Annotated in this window: 12 protein-coding genes; 6 read left to right on the plus strand and 6 right to left on the minus strand. The window is 64.0% G+C overall.

Annotation, left to right across the window (positions count from 1 at the left end; genetic code table 11):
* Positions 1-124: 124 nt before the first annotated feature.
* From ACYG9Z_RS12825 to ACYG9Z_RS12850, 6 genes are all read right to left on the minus strand, one after another.
* Positions 125-1,636: an ABC transporter ATP-binding protein gene (locus ACYG9Z_RS12825; RefSeq protein WP_023715879.1), complete on the minus strand. Its 1,512-nt coding sequence runs from the start codon at positions 1,634-1,636 to the stop codon at positions 125-127.
* 174 nt (positions 1,637-1,810) lie between these two features.
* A complete protein-coding gene (locus tag ACYG9Z_RS12830; protein ID WP_023687751.1) occupies positions 1,811-2,836 on the minus strand; it encodes a BMP family protein in 1,026 nt (341 codons plus the stop codon).
* 128 nt (positions 2,837-2,964) lie between these two features.
* Positions 2,965-3,912 (minus strand): ABC transporter permease, encoded by a 948-nt coding sequence (locus tag ACYG9Z_RS12835; RefSeq protein WP_023752674.1) that lies wholly within the window; start codon positions 3,910-3,912, stop codon positions 2,965-2,967.
* Positions 3,913-3,914: 2 nt separating this feature from the next.
* Complete coding sequence (locus tag ACYG9Z_RS12840) at positions 3,915-4,886, minus strand: ABC transporter permease (protein ID WP_023752675.1); 972 nt, start codon at positions 4,884-4,886, stop codon at positions 3,915-3,917.
* A 1-nt stretch (position 4,887) separates the two neighbouring features.
* On the minus strand, positions 4,888-6,405 hold the full coding sequence (locus ACYG9Z_RS12845) for a sugar ABC transporter ATP-binding protein (RefSeq protein WP_023709692.1): 1,518 nt from the start codon (positions 6,403-6,405) through the stop codon (positions 4,888-4,890).
* Positions 6,406-6,453: 48 nt separating this feature from the next.
* Positions 6,454-7,467, minus strand: a complete 1,014-nt coding sequence (locus tag ACYG9Z_RS12850) for an ABC transporter substrate-binding protein (RefSeq protein WP_023670464.1) — start codon at positions 7,465-7,467, stop codon at positions 6,454-6,456.
* 204 nt (positions 7,468-7,671) lie between these two features.
* Here ACYG9Z_RS12850 and ACYG9Z_RS12855 point away from each other — a divergent pair, with 204 nt between their 5' ends.
* The 6 genes from ACYG9Z_RS12855 (at position 7,672) to ACYG9Z_RS12880 (ending at position 15,279) form a co-directional block, all read left to right on the plus strand.
* Positions 7,672-10,092 carry a glucan 1,4-alpha-glucosidase gene (locus tag ACYG9Z_RS12855; protein ID WP_031244194.1) on the plus strand — a complete coding sequence of 807 codons (2,421 nt, stop codon included), beginning with the start codon at positions 7,672-7,674 and terminating at the stop codon, positions 10,090-10,092.
* A 41-nt stretch (positions 10,093-10,133) separates the two neighbouring features.
* A complete protein-coding gene (gene gnd / locus ACYG9Z_RS12860; RefSeq protein ID WP_023704997.1) occupies positions 10,134-11,147 on the plus strand; it encodes a phosphogluconate dehydrogenase (NAD(+)-dependent, decarboxylating) in 1,014 nt (337 codons plus the stop codon).
* Between the two features lie 23 nt (positions 11,148-11,170).
* Positions 11,171-12,544 (plus strand): glucose-6-phosphate dehydrogenase, encoded by a 1,374-nt coding sequence (gene zwf, locus ACYG9Z_RS12865; protein WP_023736803.1) that lies wholly within the window; start codon positions 11,171-11,173, stop codon positions 12,542-12,544.
* Between the two features lie 117 nt (positions 12,545-12,661).
* Entirely contained in the window at positions 12,662-13,366 is a 705-nt protein-coding gene (locus ACYG9Z_RS12870; RefSeq protein ID WP_023737961.1) for an ROK family protein, read from the plus strand.
* A 214-nt stretch (positions 13,367-13,580) separates the two neighbouring features.
* Positions 13,581-14,045, plus strand: a complete 465-nt coding sequence (locus tag ACYG9Z_RS12875; protein ID WP_023687743.1) for a Ros/MucR family transcriptional regulator — start codon at positions 13,581-13,583, stop codon at positions 14,043-14,045.
* 133 nt (positions 14,046-14,178) lie between these two features.
* On the plus strand, positions 14,179-15,279 hold the full coding sequence (locus ACYG9Z_RS12880; RefSeq protein WP_023736801.1) for an aminotransferase class I/II-fold pyridoxal phosphate-dependent enzyme: 1,101 nt from the start codon (positions 14,179-14,181) through the stop codon (positions 15,277-15,279).
* Positions 15,280-15,389 lie beyond the last annotated feature (110 nt).

The following is a 15,389-nucleotide window of genomic DNA, read 5'->3' on the forward strand; positions in this document are numbered from 1 at the left end:
CCCCGTCTCTATACGGGGAGAGGATGCCGGCAGGCAGGTGAGGGGCAGCGCTGACGCTTAAAGTCAGCCAAAAGCGGGCAGTATTATTTGAGGTTTCTGCGAGGAACCGAGTGAGAAAGTCCATCTAGGCTCTGCCCTCCGCCCCGGTCATCAGCAGCCCAAGCCGCGCGATGGTCGCATCGGCGCTGTCCAGCGTGCCGGCGATGCGGCCCTCATACATCACCGCGATGCGGTCGCAGAGCACCAGCAGCTCTTCGAGATCCTCGCCGATGACGATGATCCCGCAGCCCTTGGCACGCATGTCGAGGAATTTTTCGTGGATGAAGCGGGCGGCACCGATGTCGAGGCCGCGCGTCGGCTGCGAGACGATCAGCACCTTCGGGTCGAAAGCCAGTTCGCGCGCCAGCAGCGCCTTCTGCAGATTGCCGCCCGACAGCGCGCCGGCGCGGGTCATCGGCCCGGGGCACCTAATGTCATAGGCCTTGATCTGTTCTTCGGCGAAGGCGCGGATCGCATCTGGCTTGAGCAGGCCCCGGCTGCTGAAAGCCGCAGTACCAATGCGCGGCAACACCATGGAATCGGCGAGCGGCAGATTGGTGACCAGCCCGGTCGTCATACGGTCTTCCGGGATGCGGCCAAGGCCGAGCGCCTGCACCTCGCGCGGCGAGAACCGCGTAACAGGTTTGCCGGCTATCGTCATCGCGCCGGCGTCGGGCGCGCGCGTGCCGGAAATCACCTCGGCCAGCGCCCGCTGGCCATTGCCGGAGACCCCGGCAATGCCGAGGATTTCGCCCGCGCGAACGGCAAGCGATACATCGCGCAGCGGCGTCCCCGAATGCCGTGAGGTGGAAATACCGTCGAGCGTCAGCACCGCCGCGCCTGGGGTCGAAGGTCCTCTTGCCGGCGGCACGATCTCATGGCCGCACATCAGCTGCGCCATTTCTGCCGATGTCGTGTTCGCCGGATCGTCGACACGGCCGGCGACGCGGCCGTGCCGCAATACGGTGCAGCGATGGGTGAGCGCCCGCACCTCGTTCAATTTATGCGAGATGAAGATGATTCCGAGCCCCTGCGCCGCCATCGAGCGCAGCGCCGAAAACAGCCCGTCGACCTCGCCCGGCGCCAACACCGCCGTCGGCTCGTCGAGGATTAACAGGCTGGCGCCGCGAAACAGCGCCTTGACGATTTCGAGCCGCTGCTGCTCGCCGACCGACAGCGCGGAGACAGGCAGGTTGGGGTCCAGCGTCAGCCCATGCCGACGGCTGATGTCGGACAACCGGGCAAGTCCGCCGGCGCGGTCGATGCGGCCGGATTTGCCGGGAATGCCAATCAGAAGGTTTTCCAGGACCGTCAGCCTTGGCGCCAAATGAAAATGCTGGTGCACCATGCCGATGCCGGCGGCCAGCGCATCGGCCGAACTGGTGATCCGCACGGTCTTGCCCTGGATAAGAATTTCGCCGGCATCCGGCGCATAGGCGCCGAACAGCACATTCATCAGCGTCGTCTTGCCGGCGCCGTTTTCGCCCAGCAGGCCGAGGATCTCACCTGGGGCGACGCTTAGATCGACAGCCTCATTCGCCTTGACGGCGCCGAAGCTCTTGGTGATGCCGCGCATTTCGATGAGAGGGGCGGACAAGGATGCTCCTGCGGAGATACCCCTCCCCCTCGAGGGGAGGGTGCCGAGCGAAGCGAGGCGGGTGGGGTCACCTCAACTGCCTCAACCCATGACTTAGCAGGATGGAGCACTTCGCGGAGGACCCCACCCGGCCCTGCGGGCCACCCTCCCCTCAAGGGGAGGGGGTGCGCCGAGCTAATCCGAAACCGGCGTGTTCTCATCCACATCCACCCGGAAATTGCCTTCCAGGATCTCGACCTTCTTCTTCTCGACCAGATCCTTCACATCCGCCGGCAGCGTCTTGTCGAATTTATGGTAGGGCGCCAGGAACGACCCGCCCTTGGCCATGCGCGAGAAATCGCCATAATCCTGCGCGGTGAAGACACCGGCCTTGACCAGCTTGATCGCCTGCTCGACCGTCGGATACATGTCCCAGACCGGCCCGGTTATGACCGTGTCGGGGCCGAGGCTCGACTGGTCGGACATGTTGGAGATGGCGAGGATCTTCTTGTCCACCGCCGCCTCGATGACGCCGAAGCGCTCGGCATAGATGACATCGACGCCGGCATCGATCTGGGCGACCGCCGCTTCCTTGGCCTTGGGCGGATCGAAGAACGAGCCAATGAAGGCGACCTTCTTCTTGATGTTGGGATTGACCTCCTTGGCGCCGGCAAAGAAGGCGTTGACCAGCCGGTTCACTTCCGGAATGCCCATGGCCGCCACCGCGCCGATCGTGCCCGACTTCGACATCTTGCCGGCGATCATGCCGGACAGATAGGCCGGCTCGTGGATCCAGTTGTCGAAGACGCCGAAATTGGGCTCGGCCGGGCCGGCGCCCGAGCCGAACAGCCATGCCGTCTTCGGGAACTGCTTTGCCGTGCGGCGCGATTCACGCTCGGCGGCGAAGGCGTCGCCCAGCACCAGCTGGTACCCGCCTTGCGCATATTCGCGCATGACGCGGCTGAAATCGGCGGTCTGCACCTTTTCCGACCATTTGTATTCGATGCCGAGTTCCTTCTCGGCCTTCTGCAGGGCGACGTGGATCTGGTTGTCCCACGGCTCCTCGATCGGCGTGGCGAAGATCGCCGCCACCTTCAGCTTCTTGTCCTTGGCGAAGGCTGCACCCGGCAGCATGGCTGCGGCCAGGCCAAGTGCGCCGAGTTCCAGCACGTCGCGCCGCGACAGGCCGGTCGATTGCGATTTGTTTTTCCGGTTTTCCATCTAGTGCCCCTCTGTTTGACAGCCGTGTCGAGCCGGCTGTTCCGAAATCAGACGCGGAACTATGGAACGGGTGCGGACTTTTGTCCACATGGTCAAATTTAGCGGGACTGCTGCCGGGCTCACGCCTTTTAGCGCAGCGCCTTCTCGCCGCCGGCTACGGTGATGACGCCGACGATGATCAGCCCGGTCAGCAACAGCCGAACGCCGGCGCTGACGCCGAACGTGTTGAGCATGGTCAGAAGCAGTACCAGGAACAGCGCCGCGCCCCAGACACCGGGAACATTGGCCTTGCCACCGGCGACCGAGGTGCCGCCGATGACGACGACGGCGATCGAGGCCAGCAGGTACTCGTTGCCGATATCGACATTGGCGCCGCGGAAATAGCCGGCGAGCAGCGCCCCATCCATGCCGCCGAGCGCGCCCGACAGCGTGTAAGTCAGGAAGCGGGTGCGGCCGACATTGACGCCGGCAAGCCACGCGGCGCGGATGTTCTGGCCGATCGCCAGCACCGAGCGGCCATAGATCATGCGCTGCAAGGCGATGGCCGCACCGATGCTGAACAACACGGTAAGGATCGCCAGCACTGGAATGCCCAGGATTTGCCAGTTCGCAAAATCGGCAAAGCCGGGCGGCGGCTTGATCTGCAGGCCACGCCCATAGCTGATGTCGATCGACTGGATGATGAAGCTGGCCGACAGAGTGGCGATGATCGGCGGGATCCTCAGCGCCCAGATCAGGAGATAGTTGACGGCACCGATGGCGGCGCCGCAGGCGAGCGCGGCGAGCAGCCCGACCACGATCATGGAATCGCTGCCGCCCATGACCTTCATGGCGACGGCACTGGCGAGCCCGATATTGGCCGGCAGCGACAGGTCGACATTGCCTGGCCCGAGCGTGATGACGAACATTTGGCCGACTCCGACGATGACGGTGAACACCGCCAGCGACAGTGCCGCCGTGACCATGCCACCGCCGCCATAGCCGCCGGTGAAAGCGATGGTCGCCAGCCAGACGAACATCGCGCCGATGAACGACCATATCCAGGGTTTGGCGGCCAGCGATTTCACAAATGTCATCGCTATCTCTCCCTGCGACTGATCAGGACGCGGGCTGCCAGCACGATGATCAGGATGGCGCCGTTGGCGGCGACCTGCCAATCCGGCGGAATGTGCATGAAGGTGAGCAGAGGCGATGCCGCCAGCGCCAGTGTCAGCGCGCCGAGCACGGCGCCAATCGGCGATACCCGGCCGCCGACGAACTCGCCACCGCCGAGGATGACGCCGGCGATCGCCAGCAGCGTGTAGCCATTGCCGATATTAGCGTCGGCCGAGGTGGTGATGCCGATCAGCGCCATGCCGGACAGAACGCCGAATAGGCCGGTCAGCGCAAACAGCACGATCTTGGTTCGAAGCAGCGACCAGCCAGCGCGCCTGAGCGCCGCCGGATTGCCGCCGGATCCCCGCAGGATGACGCCATAAGAGGTGCGCATCAGCCCAAAATGCACCACCGCTGCGATCGCCAGCGCGGCGATGATAGGGAACGGAATGAAGGGCGGCTTGAAGGCCATCAGCGACAAGAGCCAGTCCGGCGCTTTGCCACCGGGCTTGGGCAGCACCAGAATGGCAAGCCCCTGCCAGACGAAGCTCATGCCCAGCGTTACCACGATCGACGGCAGATTGCGCAGATGGATCAATGCGCCCAGCAGTGCATAGACCCCGATGGCGCCGAGCAGGATGACCACGCCGAGCAGCGGCGCGTCCTTCAGCCAGGTCGCGGTGACGCAGCCGACAAAGCCGACAAAAGTGCCGATCGACAGATCGAGCTCATTGCCGGCGATGACGAACATCTGGGCGATCGTCGCCAGCGCGATCGGGATAGCCAGGTTCAACATCAGGCTGAAGCCGAAATAGCTGATGGCGCGTGGGTTGAGCCAGGCGATGGCGATAACCACCAGCGCCAGCGACAGCGCCGGCAACAGGCTGCGCAACAGGCGCGCGCGGGCGGCACTGCTGCGCGGCGAGGTCGTCGGGCCGGGAGCGATTGCCGTCATCTCAGGCCGCGTCGCCGAATGAGGACTGGATGATCTTTTCCTCGGTCAGCTCGTCGCGCGTGAGATTGGCGACGATGCGGCCGTTCTTGAAGACATGGATGTGGTCGCAATTGTCGAGCTCTTCGGTCTCGGTGGTGTACCAGAGGAAGGTCCGGCCCTTGGCCGCCTCCTCGCGCACGAGATCGTAGACCTCGAGCTTGGTGCCGATGTCCACGCCGCGCATCGGATCGTCCATCAGCACGATCTGCGCATCGGAACCCAGTGCGCGGGCAAACAGCGCCTTCTGCTGGTTGCCGCCGGACAGCGAGAAGATGTTGTTGGTCATATCAGGCGTGCGGATGCCAATCTTCTGCTTCCAGAACTCGGCAAGCTCGGCCTCGCGCTGCGGCGAGATCAGCAGCCCTTTGCGCAGCTGCGCCAGCGAGCGGATGCCGATGTTTTCGGCAATAGACCATTGCGGGAAAATGCCGTCCGATTGGCGGTCTCCGGCCACCAGCGCCACCGGGGCGGTCACCTCGATATCAAGCCTTCTACGCGTCGCGGCGGCAAAGATCGCCAGCAACAGGTCGGTCTGGCCATGGCCGGCAAGCCCGGCAAGCCCGATGATCTCGCCGGCGCGGGCGACAAGCTCCTTGCCGTCCTGCTGCCGCTCGGGCCGCGCCCGCACCCTGAGCGGGCCCGCCGCCGGCCTGGCGGCGATCTCCGCCGCGATCTTCTCGCACGCTTCCGCGCCGCCCATCGTCGTCACCAGCCGGTCGCGGTCGAACGCTTTTGCCACGTCCGTGGCGACCACCTTGCCGTCGCGCATCACCACGATGCGGTCAGCATTCTGCAGCACCTCGCCCAGCACATGCGAGATCAGGATGCAGCTGCCCCCGGTGGCGACGAAACGGCGCACGAAGGCAAGCAGCTGGCCCGCAGTATGCGCGTCCAGCGAAGAGGTCGGCTCGTCGAGGATGACCAGGTCGAGCGGATCGCGCGTCACCGTGAAGGCGCGCGCCACCTCGACCATCTGCCGCCGGCCGATGGAGAGATCGCCGGCAATGTCGTCCGCCGAGATGCCGTGATCCGGAAAGATTTCGTCCAGCTTGGCGGCAATGAGAGCAGCCGCCTTGCGTCGCCAGCCGAAGCCGGTGAGCGCCGGATGGTTGATGCGCGTATTCTCCGCGATACTGAGGTTAGGGCAGAGCGACAGTTCCTGGAACACGCAGCGTATGCCGAGTTTCAGCGCGCGCGCCACCGAGTAGTCGGTTTCGGCATTGCCACGCACCGCGATCTCACCGCCATCGGGCTGCAGCGTACCGGCCACCATATGCATCAGCGTCGACTTGCCGGCGCCGTTGTGGCCGACCAGCCCGACGCATTCGCCTGATACAACATGGAAGTCGACGCCGTTAAGCGCCCGAACGGCGCCGAAATGTTTTTCGGCGCCGTTCAGCCTGATGATGTCCAAATGGGCGGCGCCGATTTGTTTTTCGGCGCCGCCCAGTCTGATGATGTCCGTATTGGCCTCAGGCATGCTCAACGATATCCGGTCGGTCATGCCGCTGGCAATGAATGCAATGCATCACTTGATATTGGCTTTGATCGCCGCGATTGCGTCTTCCTGGCTGTATTCGTGGGTGGCGACGCCGCCCTCCTTGATTTTCGGCAGCTCGGTCTCGAAATTGTCTTGGGTAAAGGCGAGATACGGCACCAAAAGGTCATGCGGAATGTCCGTGCGGCCGTCGAGCACCTGCTGCGCCACCCAGAAGGCCAGCGACGACACGCCGGGCGCGATCGAGGCCGACCAGGTCTGGTAGCCATCCTTGTCCTTCTGCTCCTTCCACCATTTCAGCTCGTCCTGGCGGTTGCCCATGATGATGGTCGGACGCGGCTTGCCTGCGGCGGCAAAGGCTTGTGCCGCGCCATAACCGTCACCGCCCTGGTCGACGATGCCGACGATGTCGGGCAACGAAGGCAGGATCGTCGCGACCGCCTTCTGCGCCGTCGTCTGGTCCCAGTCGCCGGTCACCGAACCGACGATCTTGAACTCGGGATGGGCGGCGACGCCTTCGAGGATGCCGGCATGGATGGCATCGTCGATCGAGGTGCCGGCAAGGCCGCGGATTTCCAGCAAATTGCCGCCCTTGGGCTGGAACTTGGCCATCTGCTCGACTTCCTGCTTGCCCATGTCCTTGAAGTCGACGACGACGCGGTAGGCGCAAGGTTCGGTGACCGTCCCGTCGAAGGAGACGACGACGATGCCGGCATCGCAGGCCTGCTTGATGGCGCCGTTCAGCGCATCCGGCGATGCGGCATTGATGACGATGGCGTCATAACCCTGCAGGATCAGGTTCTGCACCTGGGCAGCCTGGGTCGGCACTTCCTTGTCGGCGGTGGTGAAGATGTCGGCGGCGCCGACGATCTTATCCTCCACCGCCTTCTTGGTGACGATGCCGTAGCTGTCGAGCATCGCCTGGCGCCACGAATTGCCGGCGTAATTGTTGGAGAAGGCGATCTTCTTGCCGCTGGTGTCGGCAAGCGCCGTGCCCGAGGCGAGCATCGCCGCCAGAGCGCTCAGGACGAGCAGTGTCTTCATGTCATAATCCTCCCATAGATTGTCGGCCCCGCCGACTGTTGCAGATGGTTTTGGCGTTGTCTGCCTGTTTTTTATCTATTGTCAGACAAATTCAGATACGCCCGCTTGTCAACTGCGATCGATCACGCTTGGACGATCAACTTCAGGTGCGGCGGTTGAAAAGCCTTCGCGTGCTGGTCTAGGGAAGGGTCCAGGAGACCATGCATGGCAGCGATGCCGCCGACCCTTCCCCCCAGTGCACCCAAAAGAATGGGCGCCCCCGGAATTCCGGCGCGCTGGACGTCAAGCGCCAAGAGCGGCGTAGGTGCCGCGCTTTCGCCGGCGAGCCGCGTCTGGTTCACGCTCAGCCATGGCATCGTCAATGAAGTCTACTATCCTGGTCTCGACAGCGCCTGCACGCGCGACATGGGACTGCTGGTCACCGGCCCCGGCGGCTGGTTCTCCGAGGAGAAGCGCGACGCCACGCATGCCATCGAGACATTCGAGGATGGCGTGCCCGCCTACCGGCTGGTCAACGCGACGGCGCGTTACCGGATCGAAAAGCGCATCCTGGCGGATGCGGCGCGCCCGGCCCTGCTGCAGGAAATCAGCTTCACGGCACTCGAGGGCGTGGCCACGGACTACCGCGTCTACGCCCTGCTGGCGCCGCATCTGGTCAATGCCGGTATGGGCAACACCGCCTGGATCGGCGAGCACAAGGGCAAGCCGATGCTGTTTGCGTCCGGGCGCGGCACCTGCCTGGCGCTTGCCTCCTCGCTGCCCTGGGGTGATTGCTCGGCCGGCTATGTCGGCTTTTCCGACGGCTGGCAGCAACTCAGCCGCGCCGGCCGGCTCGATCCGGCCTGCCAAAGGGCGGAGGACGGCAATGTCGCGCTGACCGGCGAGATCGGCTTTTCCTTGGCTAACAGCAAAGCCTTGCTTGCGCTTGGGTTTGGGGCAACGCCGGATGAAGCGGCGGAAAACGCCGCCGCCAGCCTGAAACGCGGTTTTGAGCCGGCGGCAAAGGCCTATGTCGCGAAATGGCGGAAATGGCAGGCAGGCCTGACGCCGCTCGACCACCATGATGCATCCGGCCTCAACACCTACCGCGTCAGCACAGCGGTGCTGGCGACGCACCTGTCGCTGGCGAGGCCCGGCGCGGCCGTTGCCAGCCTGTCGATCCCGTGGGGAGCGAGCAAGGGCGACGACGACCTTGGCGGCTATCATCTGGTCTGGCCGCGCGACCTCGTCGAAACCGCGGGCGGCTTCCTCGCCGCCGGCGATCCGGCGCAGGCGCTTGAGATCCTCGCCTATCTTCGTTCCATCCAGCAGCCGGACGGCCACTGGCCACAAAATGTGTGGCTCGACGGCTCGCTCTATTGGCCGGGCATCCAGATGGACGAATGCGCCTTCCCGCTGCTGCTTGCCGATGCGCTGCACCGCGCCGGCCACCTGCCGCGCGCCAAGCTCGCCGCCTTCATGCCGATGATCGAGAAGGCCGTGTCCTATGTCGTGCGCAATGGTCCCGTCACCGGGCAGGACCGCTGGGAAGAGGATGCCGGCTACAGCCCATTCACGCTCGCCGTCGAAATATCGGCACTGCTTGGCGCCGCCGATCTGTTCGACGTTGACGGCAAACCGGAGGCGGCTAACTATTTGCGCGAGGTCGCAGATTGCTGGAACGACCAGATCGAGCGCTGGACCTATGTCAGCGGCACACCGGAGTGCCACGAGGCTGGCGTCGACGGCTACTACATCCGCATCGCGCCGGCCGACGGTTCAGGCGCCGCATCGCCGAAGGACGGCTTCGTACCGATCAAGAACCGTCCGCCGGGCGATACCGACAAGCCGGCCGAAGCGATTGTCAGCCCGGACGCGCTGGCGCTGGTCCGCTTCGGCCTCAGGGCCGCGGACGATCCGCGCATCGTCGGCACGGTCAAGATCATAGACGCGCAACTGCGCTGCGACCTGCCGCAAGGGCCTCTATGGTACCGCTACACCAGCGACGGTTATGGCGAACACGCCGACGGCGCCCCCTTCGACGGCAACGGCCAGGGCCGGCCCTGGCCGTTGCTGGCCGGCGAACGCGCCCACTACGAGCTGGCCGCCGGTAACAAGGACAAGGCGGCAAGCCTGCTCAGGACATTCGAGGCTTCGGCTGGTGTGGGCGGTCTGCTGCCGGAACAGGTCTGGGACGGCGCCGACATACCGGAGCGCGAATTGTGGCTGGGCAGGCCGTCGGGCAGCGCCATGCCGCTGGTCTGGGCGCATTCGGAACACATCAAGCTGTTGCGCTCGCTCCGCGACGGCGCCGTCTTCGACATGCCGCCGCAAGGCGTCAAGCGCTATGTCAGGGACAAGACCGGCTCGCCGCTGAGGATATGGCGCTTCAACAACAGGCTGCGCACCCTGGAAGCCGGCAAGACGCTGCGGGTTGAACTGCTGCAGCCGGCGCTGATCCGCTGGAGCGGCGACCAGTGGCAGACCAGCCATGAAATCAACACGTCCGTGAATGTCTTTGGCGTCCATATGGCGGATCTGCCGGTGACCGATATTCCGCGAGGTAATACGATCGTCTTCACTTTTTTCTGGCCCGACGGCGACCGTTGGGAGAATGTCGACTTCACCGTCGGCATTGAGAACTAACTCGCCAGCAATTTCTTTCCTCAAGCGACTAGGACAAGACCATGCAGATCGGAATGATGGGACTGGGCAGGATGGGCGCCAACATGGTGCGCCGCCTGATGCGCGACGGCCATGAATGCGTCGTCTACGACATCAACCCGGCAAGCGTTGCCGCCCTGGTTGCCGATGGCGCCATCGGCGCCGCCTCCATGGAGGCGTTCGTCGGCAAGCTTTCCAAGCCGCGCAGCGCCTGGCTGATGCTGCCGGCGGCGATCACCGGCAAGATCGCCGACCAGGTGGCAGCATTGATGGAGCCCGGCGACATCATTATCGACGGCGGCAATTCCTATTATCACGACGCTGTCGACCAGGCGGCCGAGCTTGCGGCCAAGGGCCTGCACTATGTCGATGTCGGCACCAGCGGCGGCGTCTGGGGCTTGGAGCGCGGCTATTGCCTGATGATCGGCGGCCCCGATACGGCGGTCAAACACCTCGATCCGATCTTCGCCACGCTGGCGCCCGGCGCCGATGCCGGCGCCACGCCCGACAAGGCGGGCGGGACCGCACCCTTTGGCTACCTGCATTGCGGACCGAGCGGCGCCGGCCATTTCGTCAAGATGATCCACAACGGCATCGAATATGGCGTCATGGCCGCCTACGCCGAAGGCATGAACATCCTGAAATCGGCCAATGCCGGCAAAAGACAGCGCACGGCGGACGCCGAGACCAGCCCTTTGGAAAACCCGCAATACTATCAGTTCGACATCGACCTGCCGCAAGTGGCCGAGGTCTGGCGCCATGGCAGTGTGATCGGCTCCTGGCTGCTCGACCTCACCGCCGGCGCTCTGAAGAGCGACCCGGCATTGGCCCAGTTCGGCGGCCGCGTCTCCGATTCCGGTGAAGGCCGCTGGACGCTGAAGGCGGCGATCGACACCGGCGTGCCGGCGCCGGTTCTGTCCTCGGCTTTGTTCGACCGCTTCTCCTCGCAGGGCGAATCCGAATTCGCCGACAAGCTGCTGTCGGCCATGCGCTATGCCTTTGGCGGCCATGTCGAAAAGCCGAAGGCCGGCAAGTGAAGGCCGCAGGGGAGACGCGCAAGATGAGCCCGGAACGGTCCGACACGCTGGTGCTCTTCGGAGCAACCGGCGACCTTGCCCACAAGAAGATATTTCCGGCCCTCTACCAGATGGTAGCCAAGGGGACGCTGACCGAGCCGGTGATCGGCGTCGCCTTCGATGCCTGGGACATCAACCAATTGCAGGCGAGGGCACGCGACGGCATCGTCAACGCTCTCGGCAAGATCGACGAAAAGATCTTCGCCAAATTCGCCAGTCTGCTGCGCTATGTCAGCGGCGACTACCGCGACGGCGCGACCTTCGAGAAGCTGAAGACGGCGCTCGGCTCGGCGCAGCGGCCTCTGCACTATATGGCGGTGCCGCCGACCATGTTCGAGACCGTCGTCCAGGGGCTGGAGCAATCCGGTACCGCGCATGGCGCGCGGCTGATGGTGGAAAAGCCGTTCGGCCACGATCTCCAATCGGCGCGCTGGCTGAACCGCGTGCTGCATCTGGTGTTCGAAGAGCAGTCGATCTTCCGCATCGACCACTATCTCGGCAAGGAGGCGATCCAGAACCTGCTCTATTTCCGCTTTGCCAATTCCTTTCTCGAGCCGATCTGGAACCGCAACTTCGTCGAAAGCGTACAGATCACCATGGCCGAGGACTTCGGCGTCGAAGGCCGTGGCAAATTCTATGACGATGTCGGCGCTATCCGCGATGTGATCGAGAACCATCTGCTCAACATCCTTTTGCTGCTCGCCATGGAACCGCCGGTCGGCCGCTCGGCCGACGATCTGATCGACGAGAAGGTGCAGGTGCTGCGCGCCATCCGCACGCTGACCAAGGACGACGTCGTGCGCGGCCAGTTCACCGGCTACCTCGCTGAACCCGGCGTGAAGCCGAACTCGCCGGTCGAAACCTTTGCTGCCGTGCGCTTCATGGTCGACACCTGGCGCTGGCAGGACGTGCCGTTCTTCATCCGCACCGGCAAGAACATGCCGGTGCATGTGACCGAAGTGATCGTGCGGCTGAAGCGGCCGCCGCTCGACGTCTTCGATCCGATCAAGCCCAGCGACGCAAATTACGTGCGCTTCCGCATCGACCCGCAGGTGGCGATCTCGATCGGCGCGCAACGCAAGGCGCCCGGCGACGATATGGTCGGCGAGCAGGTCGAGCTCACCGCGCTCGACGATTCGAAGGGCGACATGCCGCCCTATGAGCGGCTGATCGGCGATGCCATGAACGGCAATGGCCAATTGTTCACCCGCCAGGATGCCAGCGAGCTTGCCTGGCGCATTGTCGGCCCGGTGCTGGGCGACACCACGCCGCCGCATATGTATGAGCCGAAGACCTGGGGGCCTGCCGACGCCATGGCCAGCTTCGGGCCGCCCAACGGCTGGATCAATCCGACTTGAGCAATTCCAGGAAAGTGCGAGCGGTTTTTCCGTCCGGAATTGCGTAAAAACAAAGAGTTGGAGCATTCCCCCGTTTCCCTGAAACGGGGAACGCGCCAAGTGAGCGGAGGAAACGACATGGCCAAGGCAGCCAGGCCCGCGAAGGCCAAGGCGGAACCGATCGTGCTGACGATCGATGTCGGCGGCTCGCACGTAAAAATCCTCACCAGCGCAGGCGGCGAGATGCGCCGGGCCGATTCCGGACCGGATCTGACGCCGCAGCAGATGGTCGCCACGGTGAAGACGCTGGCCGAAGGGCTGCCCTATGACGTGATCTCGATGGGCTATCCCGGCCCGGTCAGGCACAACAGGCCTTCGCTCGATCCCGCCAATCTCGGCAAGGGCTGGGACGGCTACGATTTTGCCGCCGCCTTCGGCAAGCCGGTCAAGGTCGTCAACGACGCGCTGCTGCAGGCGATCGGCAGCTACGATGGCGGGCGCATGCTGTTCCTCGGCCTCGGCACCGGCCTGGGCGCGGCGATGATCCTCAACAATGTCGGCCAGCCGATGGAACTGGCGCATCTGCCGTACCGCAAGGGCGGCAGTTTCGAAGATTATGTCGGCGAGCGCGGCCTGGAGAAATACGGCAAGAAGAAATGGCGCAAATACGTTTTCGACGTCGTCGGGCGGCTGCGTGCGGCGCTGCAGCCGGATTATGTCGTGATCGGCGGCGGCAATGTCGACAGACTGGATGAATTGCCCGCCACATCCAGGCGCGGCGACAATACGCGCGCTTTCGAGGGCGGTTTTCGACTATGGCGCGACAGGGCGCTCATCGTCTGATAGTATTAAAATTCAGTATAGTTGTTCAAAATGACGTGTGGCGCGATACGAAGTCATTGCGTTACGCAGATTTGGCGATTAGATCGGTGGCACCGGATGGAATCATCTGGCGCAACCGCACATATGCGGCAAGACAAATGACTAGAGCGGATTTCCGGCTCCGCTGGGACCACTCTGGGAGTTTCCGCCACCCCCCTAGCGACGGAGAGATAAATTGGCCGACGACAGCAACGACTCTGACAAGGACATCGACCTGCTCGAGCTTACCGCCCATATCGTGTCCGCTTACGTCGAGAAGAACCGCTTGCCCGTTGCCGGCCTGAGCGATCTCATCGCCAGCGTTGCGGCGTCGATCGGCGGGCTCAGCCAGCCGCCGGCCCCAGTGGCGGCGCCGCAGATCCCGGCCGTCAATCCCAAGCGGTCGGTGACGCCGGACTACATCATCTGCCTCGAGGACGGCAAAAAATTCAAATCGCTGAAGCGCCATCTCGGCGTCCATTTCAACCTGACGCCGGAAGCCTATCGTACCAAATGGGGCCTGCCGGCCGACTATCCGATGGTCGCCCCCAACTACGCGGCGTCGCGCTCCGAGCTGGCCAAGTCGATCGGCCTCGGCCGCAAGGCTGCAGTGGCCGCGCCGGCGAAAGCCAAGGGTCGGAAGGCCAAAGTTCCGGCCTGAGTGGGATCAGCGCCTCGGCCCTGAGCCAATCGTTTGGACGACTGGAACAGAAGCCTGCCGGCGAATGAGCCTTGGCAGGCTTCGTGCTTTTGTGGCTTGGATACACCACAGAGATTGCTTTGGGGGAGCAGCGATGAACTACGCCAGAATGGTGATCGAGAAAGAGGCGCCGGAGGAATACGGCTACGATCGCATTCGGTTCAATCTCTCCGAAAGCTCGATCGCCGATCAGAAACTCTCCGACGTCGGCCTGTCGCTGCCGGATCTCACGCTGTTCTACGGCGAGCATCGCGGCGACAAGGAGTTGCGGGCGCTGATCGCGGCGCAAGACAAAGGCATCTCCGCTGACGATGTTCTGGTGACCGCCGGTGCGGCGGGCGCGCTCTTCATCATTTCGACCTCGCTTCTGTCGGAGCGCGACCATCTTGTCGTCGTCCGGCCGAACTACGCCACCAACATCGAGACCCCCAAGGCGATCGGCTGCGCCATCTCCTATGTCGATCTCGATTTCGACGCAGGCTTTGCCATCGATTTCGGCCGCGTCGCCGCCAGCATGCAACCGAACACCAAGCTGATCAGCGTCACCTGCCCGCACAACCCGACCGGCACGATGATGGGCCGGGCCGATCTCGACGCGCTGATTGCGCTGGCCGAAGCGAGCGGCTGCCATCTGCTGGTCGACGAGACCTATCGCGACCTCTCCTATGGACAGCGCCTGCCGGCGGCGGCTTCTCTCAGCCCCAAAGCGATCAGCGTCTCGTCGCTGTCGAAAGCCTTCGGCATTCCCGGCATCCGCATTGGCTGGCTGATCACCAGCGATGCCGAACTGCAGGAGCGCTTCCTCGCCGCCAAGGAGCAGATCGGCATTTGCGGCAGCGTCATCGACGAAGGCATTGCGCGCGGCATGCTGGGGCGCCGCGACGCTTTCTTGGGCGCGCTGCTGCCCGAGATGGCGAAACGCCGCGACATCGTGCAAGACTGGATCGACCGCGAGCCGCTGGTCGACTGGGTGCGGCCACAAGGCGGCGTCGTCGGATTTCCAAGGCTCAATGTCAGTCCAGACTTCGACCTCGACCGTTTCTACGTCAATCTCTTGGAAAACCACGGCACCTATGTCGGTCCCGGCCACTGGTTCGATATGCCCAAGCGCTTCTTCCGCGTCGGTTTCGGCTGGCCGAAAGAGGCGGAATTACAGGGCGGCCTCGACGCCATCACCGCCGCGCTGAGGCAGTAACGTCCGCGTGCAATCGGGCGAGCGGCTGGAAAACCACTTGATCCAGGCCCGATTTTCACGCATACGCGCCCCGAACTTTGATAAGTTTCATTGGCCGGAACAGCGCCCAT

It is taken from the genome of Mesorhizobium sp. RSR380A (assembly GCF_054719385.1).